This is a genomic window from Sphingomonas changbaiensis NBRC 104936 (genome assembly GCF_000974765.1).
In the GTDB taxonomy this organism is placed as follows: domain Bacteria; phylum Pseudomonadota; class Alphaproteobacteria; order Sphingomonadales; family Sphingomonadaceae; genus Sphingomonas_B; species Sphingomonas_B changbaiensis.
In genome coordinates, this window is record NZ_BBWU01000043.1 from 35081 (window position 1) to 41080 (window position 6000).

The 6000-nt window shown below is 67.5% G+C and carries 5 protein-coding genes; 3 read left to right on the plus strand and 2 right to left on the minus strand.

Annotation, left to right across the window (positions count from 1 at the left end; all coding sequences use genetic code 11):
• Positions 1-4: 4 nt before the first annotated feature.
• Positions 5-913 (plus strand): sulfate adenylyltransferase subunit CysD, encoded by a 909-nt coding sequence (gene cysD / locus SCH01S_RS11390; protein WP_046348937.1) that lies wholly within the window; start codon positions 5-7, stop codon positions 911-913.
• Positions 913-2820, plus strand: coding sequence for a sulfate adenylyltransferase subunit CysN (cysN, locus tag SCH01S_RS11395; protein ID WP_046348938.1), 1908 nt, complete (start codon positions 913-915; stop codon positions 2818-2820). Before cysD ends, cysN begins: the two co-directional genes overlap by 1 nt.
• Here cysN and SCH01S_RS11400 read toward each other — a convergent pair.
• Together SCH01S_RS11400 and SCH01S_RS11405 are read right to left on the minus strand one after the other, a co-directional pair.
• A complete protein-coding gene (locus SCH01S_RS11400) occupies positions 2812-4329 on the minus strand; it encodes an ABC transporter permease/substrate-binding protein (RefSeq protein ID WP_046348939.1) in 1518 nt (505 codons plus the stop codon). The two genes, cysN and SCH01S_RS11400, sit on opposite strands and share 9 nt — an antisense overlap.
• Entirely contained in the window at positions 4326-5075 is a 750-nt protein-coding gene (locus SCH01S_RS11405) for an ATP-binding cassette domain-containing protein (RefSeq protein WP_157032904.1), read from the minus strand. Before SCH01S_RS11405 ends, SCH01S_RS11400 begins: the two co-directional genes overlap by 4 nt.
• 123 nt (positions 5076-5198) lie before the next feature.
• Between SCH01S_RS11405 and SCH01S_RS11410 the strand changes: the two genes are divergently transcribed.
• Positions 5199-5981 (plus strand): SDR family oxidoreductase, encoded by a 783-nt coding sequence (locus SCH01S_RS11410; protein ID WP_046348949.1) that lies wholly within the window; start codon positions 5199-5201, stop codon positions 5979-5981.
• The last annotated feature ends 19 nt before the right edge of the window (positions 5982-6000 follow it).

Consider the following 6000-nt stretch of genomic DNA (forward strand, 5'->3'; position numbering starts at 1 on the left):
GGCCATGCGGGACGGCGCCCTCACTCACCTCCAGCGGCTGGAGGCGGAAAGCATCCACATCATGCGCGAGGTCGCAGCGACCTGCACCAAGCCGGTCATGCTTTATTCGATCGGCAAGGATTCGGCGGTGATGCTGCACCTGGCGAAGAAGGCGTTCTTCCCGGCGGCTCCGCCCTTTCCGCTGCTGCATGTCGACACGACCTGGAAATTCCGGGCCATGTACGCGCTTCGCGAGAAATCGGCACGCGACGCGGGCATGGACCTGCTCGTCTGGCAGAACCCGGAGGCGCTCGCCAAGGGCATCAATCCGTTCGATCATGGCCCGCTCCACACCGACATGTGGAAAACGGAAGGACTGAAGCAGGCGCTCGACCATTACGGCTTCGACGCAGCCTTTGGCGGCGCCCGACGCGATGAAGAGAAGGCACGAGCCAAGGAACGCGTGTTCAGCTTCCGCTCGGCCAATCACCGTTGGGACCCGAAGAACCAGCGGCCCGAGCTCTGGCGGCTCTACAACGCGCGCAAGGCTAAAGGTGAAAGCATCCGGGTGTTCCCGCTCTCCAACTGGACCGAGCTCGATATCTGGCAATATATCCATCTGGAGGGGATCGAGATCGTCCCGCTCTATTTCGCGGCGCCGCGCCCGACGGTCGAGCGCGACGGATTGCTGCTGATGGTCGACGACGATCGCTTTCCGCTTGGCGTTGGCGAGGTGCCCGTCGAGCGCTCGATCCGCTTCCGCACCCTCGGCTGCTATCCGCTGACCGGCGCGGTCGAGAGCGAAGCCGCGACCCTGCCCGACATTATCCGCGAGATGCTGCTCACCACCACCTCGGAACGGCAGGGCCGCGCGATCGACAAGGATTCGGGCGACGGCAGCATGGAGAAGAAGAAGCAGGAGGGGTATTTTTGATGACCACCCCTTCCTACCGCCCCGACGCGTTGATAGCGGACGACATCGAAGCCTATCTCGACCGGCATCAGCACAAGTCGCTGCTGCGCTTCATCACCTGCGGATCGGTGGACGACGGCAAGTCGACGCTGATCGGGCGCCTGCTCTACGATTCCAAGCAGATATTCGAAGACCAGCTCGCGAGCCTGGAGGCCGACAGCAAGCGCGTCGGCACCCAGGGCGAGAAGATCGATTTCGCGTTGCTCGTCGATGGGCTTGCGGCGGAGCGCGAGCAGGGCATCACGATCGACGTCGCCTATCGCTTCTTCGCGACCGAAAAGCGCAAATTCATTGTCGCCGACACGCCGGGGCACGAGCAATATACGCGCAACATGGTCACCGGCGCCTCGACCGCCGATCTGGCCGTGATCCTGGTCGACGCGCGCAAGGGCGTGCTGACCCAGACGCGGCGGCATTCCTACCTCGCCCACCTGCTCGGCATCCGGCACATCGTGCTGGCGGTGAACAAGATGGACCTGGTCGGCTATGATCAGGCGGTGTTCGACCGCATCGCGCTGCAATATCGCGCCTTCGCGCACGAGATCGGTATCACCGGCTTCACGGCCATCCCGGTCTCGGGCCTTGCGGGCGACAATATCACGGAGCCGAGCGTCAACACGCCCTGGTATCGCGGGTCCACGCTGATCGGCCATCTTGAGGCGGTGCCGCTCGATACCGCGCGCGACGGTGCCAGGCCGTTCCGCATGCCTGTGCAATGGGTGAACCGCCCCAATCACGATTTCCGCGGCTTTGCCGGGCTGATCGCGAGCGGGAGTGTGGCGCCCCGCGACGCGGTGCGCGTGCTGCCGTCCGGGCGAACGACCACGATCGAGCGGATCGTCACGCAGGACGGCGATCTCGACAAGGCAATTGCCGGCCAATCGGTGACGCTCACCTTCGCCGACGAGATCGACTGCTCGCGCGGCGACGTGATTGCCGCGGCCGACTCGCCGCCGCAGGTGGCGGACGGGTTCGAAGCGATGATCGTCTGGATGGCCGACGCGCCGATGCTGCCGGGCCGCTCCTATTGGCTGCAACTGGGCACCCAGACGGTCACGGCGACGCTGCAGACGCCCAAATACCAGGTCAACGTCAACACGCTGGAGCAGTTGGCGGCGCGCACGCTTGAGCTGAACGCGATCGGCCTGGTCGCGTTTTCGACCGACCGGCCGCTGGTGTTCGAGCCCTATGCCGACAGCCGCGATCTCGGCGGCTTCATCCTGATCGACAAGACCAGCAATGCGACGGTCGCGGCGGGCATGATCCGCTTTGCGCTCCGGCGCGCGCAGAACGTGCATTGGCAGGCGCTGGATGTCACGCGCGAGCGCCGCGCGGAGCTGAAGCAGCAGCGGCCGGTGGTGCTCTGGTTCACCGGGCTTTCCGGCGCCGGCAAGTCGACGATCGCGAACCTGGTCGAGAAAAAGCTGGCCGCGCTCGGCCGCCACACCTTCCTGCTCGACGGCGACAATGTCCGGCACGGCCTCAACAAGGATCTGGGCTTCACCAACGCCGACCGGGTCGAGAACATCCGTCGCATCGGCGAGGTGGCGAAGCTGATGACCGACGCGGGGCTGATCGTCGTCACCGCGTTCATTTCGCCGTTTCGCGCGGAACGGCGGATGGTCCGCGAGATGCTGCCGGAAGGAGAGTTCGTCGAGGTATTCGTCGACGTGCCGCTGGCGATCGCCGAAGCGCGCGACGTGAAGGGGCTCTACAAGAAGGCGCGGGCCGGGCAGCTCAAGAACTTCACCGGCATCGACAGCCCGTACGAAGCGCCGGAGCACGCCGAAATCCGGATCGATGCGGCCGCGATGAGCCCGGAGGCTGCGGCGGACCTGATCGTCGAGCGGTTGCTGGGCTCAGCGTAGCCGCGCATCCAGCCCGGCCGCAGCCTCGCCCGGCGTGCGCTTGTCCCGGTCGCGATCCACGCTGAAGTTCGCGGCGCGCATGGCCTCGACATCGATCCGCCCGACCAGCGGCTTCAGCGCAGCGATGAAGCGCTGATCATGCGCTCGCTTTTGAGAGACCAGCAGCAGCGCGTCATAGCTCGGGATCGCGTGGCGGGGATCGGCGAGCACGACCAGCTTCTGCGCGGCGATCCGCCCGTCCGACGAAAAGGCGGAAATCGCGTCGACCGCGCCGCTGTCGATCGCGCGGTACATGAAGGTCGGGCTGTAGGCGCGGGTGGCCGAGAAGCGGAGGGAATAGGCGTCGCGGACCGCCGCCCATTCGGGCCGCTCGAGGAACTCCAGATCGGTGCCCAGCACCATGCGCGGCGATGCGCGCGCGAGGTCGTCGAGCGTCTTGAGGCCCAGCCGCTGCGCGTCGCTCCCGCGCACCGCGATCGCATAGGCATTCTCGAAACCGAGCGGGCCGACCAGACCGACGCCATGCTCTTGCGCCGCCCACCGGCCGATCGCCGCGACCATGCGCTTCGGATCGGGCGCGTCGCGGCGCTTCATCTCGTTGGTCCAGAGCGTCCCCGCATAGTCGACATAGACGTCGACATCGCCGGCCGCGAGCGCGCGGAAGATGACCGCCGAGCCGAGCCCTTCGCGATATAGGACGCGGTAACCGGCCGCTTCCAGCCGCCGCCCGATCAGACGCGCTAGGATATATTGCTCCGAGAAATTCTTGGCGCCGATCCTCACCACCGGCTGCTGCGGGACGAGGCTGGGCGCCAGAGCGAGCCCCGTCCCGGTGAACAGCAGCGCCGCGCCCAATGCTATAAGACCGCGCCGCCGCACCTTAATGCCACGCTCGATCAGCCCGAGCAGCGCGTCCGTGGCCAGCGCCAGCGCCGCGGCGGCGATGCAGCCGGTCATCACCAGCGCCCAATCCTGGGTCTGGAGCCCGGCAAAAATCAGGTCGCCGAGGCTCGGATAGCCGACCGTCGTCGAAAGCGTGGCCGCGCCGATCGTCCAGACCGCCGCGGTGCGGATGCCCGCCATCAGCACCGGCGCGGCAAGCGGGGCTTCGACGATCCACAATTTCTGTCTTGGCGTCATGCCGACGCCGTCTGCCGCCTCGCGCACGGCGGGGTCGATGCCGGTCAGCCCGGCAACGCCGTTCCTCAGGATCGGCAGCAAGGCATAGAGCCCCAGCGCGAGCAACGACGGAACAAAGCCCAAGGCCGGCACGCCGCCGCCGACCAGCGCCGAGGTAGCCAGCAGCACCGGGTAGAACAGCGCGAGCAACGCCAGCGCGGGGATCGTCTGCACCAGGCTTGCGAAGCCGAGCGCGACGCGCGCGACATGCCGGTTCCGCGCCGCCCAAACCGAGAGCGGCAGGCTGACGGCGAGACCCAGCAGTAGGGCTGCGGCGGCCAGCAGCACATGGCTGGCGAGAAGCTCCGGCACGCGCGACCACGCGCTCAAGCGCCCAGCTCCTTCAGCCGCTCGGCCTGCGTGCGCGGCACGTCGACCAAGGCCGCCGCCTCCGGTCCCGCGCGGCCGGCGAGCAGGTCAGCCGGCGTGCCGTCGCCGACAATGCGGCCGGCGGCCATCACCAGCACGCGGTCGGCGAGCAGCAGCGCCTCGGCCATGTCGTGCGTGACCATGATCGTGGTGAGGCCCAGCAGCTCGTGCAGGCCCCGATAGGCGCGGCCGAGCGCGTCGCGGGTGACGGGATCGAGCGCGCCGAACGGCTCGTCCATCAGCATCAGCTTGGGGCCCAATGCCAGCGCGCGCGCGACGCCGACCCGCTGTTGCTGCCCGCCCGAGAGCTGGTCCGGCATCCTGGTGGCGCATTCGGGCGGAAGGCCGACCAGCGCCAGCAGCTCCGCGACGCGGCCATTCTCCGGCCGATGCTCCAGCCTCAACCCGATCGCGACGTTCTCGGCGACCGTCAGGTGCGGAAAGAGGCCGATATTCTGGAACACATAGCCGATCCGCCGCCTCAGCGCGTGCGGCTCCGCGTCCGCGACATCGGCGCCGTCCAGCAGCACGCGGCCGCTATCGGGCACGACCAGCCGGTTGACGGTCTTCAGCAGCGTCGACTTGCCCGATCCCGAGCTGCCGACCAGCGCGACGAAGCTGCCGGGGGCAATGGAGCAGGACACGCCGTCGACGGCAAGAGTTGCGCCGAACGCCTTGCTGACGTGCTGAAACTCGACCCCGCTCACCAGGACACCCTAACCCGTTCGGGCTGAGCTTGTCGAAGCCCCGCCTTTCCCTTTACCCAAGCCAGGAAAGAAGAAGGGAGGGCTTCGACAGACTCAGCCCGAACCGGGAGGAGAGTGCGGGGCATGAAAAAGGCGATTTTCATTACCGGCGCGGGTTCCGGCATCGGCCGAGCCGCCGCGGAGCTGTTCGCGAAGCGTGGCTGGTTCGTCGGGATGGCCGACGTCAACCAGGCCGGCATCGAAGAGACCGCGCGGCTGATCGGGCCCGAGAATGCGAGTCTTTACCGTATGGATGTGCGCGACCGTGCGCAGTGGCGGACGGCGCTCGACGCATTCGTGAAGGCCAGCGGCGGCCGGCTGGACGTGCTGTTCAACAATGCCGGCGTGGGCCATGGCGGCCCGTTCGAGCTGATGGACGAGGACAAGCGCGAGCTGGTCATCGACGTGAACCTGAAGGGCGTGATGTACGGCGCCGAGGCCGCCCTGCCGTATTTGGCCGCGACGCCGGGTTCGTGCCTGCTCAACACCTGCTCGGCGGCGGGCCTGTATGCGGGCCCGGGCATGTCGGTGTACGCCGCGACCAAGTTCGGCGTGCGGGCGCTCACCGACTCGCTCGACGCCGAGTGGGAGGACCACGGCGTAAAGGTCCGCTCGATCATGCCGAGCTTCATCGATACGCCCTTGCTCGACAATGTCGCCGCCGGCTCGAACCTGTCGGGGCGCGAGCATGTGAAGGCGATGGGGCTGGAGTTCACGCCCGTCGAGCAGGTGGCCGAAGCCGCCTGGAACGCGGTGCATGGGAAGAAGCGGCACATCGTGGTCGGCAAGACGGCGAAGCGCCTGGCGTTCATCCTGCGCTGGGCGCCGGGGCTGGTCGCGCGGATGCGGCCGAAGAACGCCGAGTAAGGCTCCTCCCCGGAACGGG

Bases quoted from the DNA above. Each gene is read 5' to 3' on its own strand.
- SCH01S_RS11410 (WP_046348949.1), top strand. From the start codon at position 5,199: ATGAAAAAGGCGATTTTCATTACCGGCGCGGGTTCCGGCATCGGCCGA.
- cysN (WP_046348938.1), top strand. From the start codon at position 913: ATGACCACCCCTTCCTACCGCCCCGACGCGTTGATAGCGGACGACATC.
- cysD (WP_046348937.1), top strand. From the start codon at position 5: ATGCGGGACGGCGCCCTCACTCACCTCCAGCGGCTGGAGGCGGAAAGC.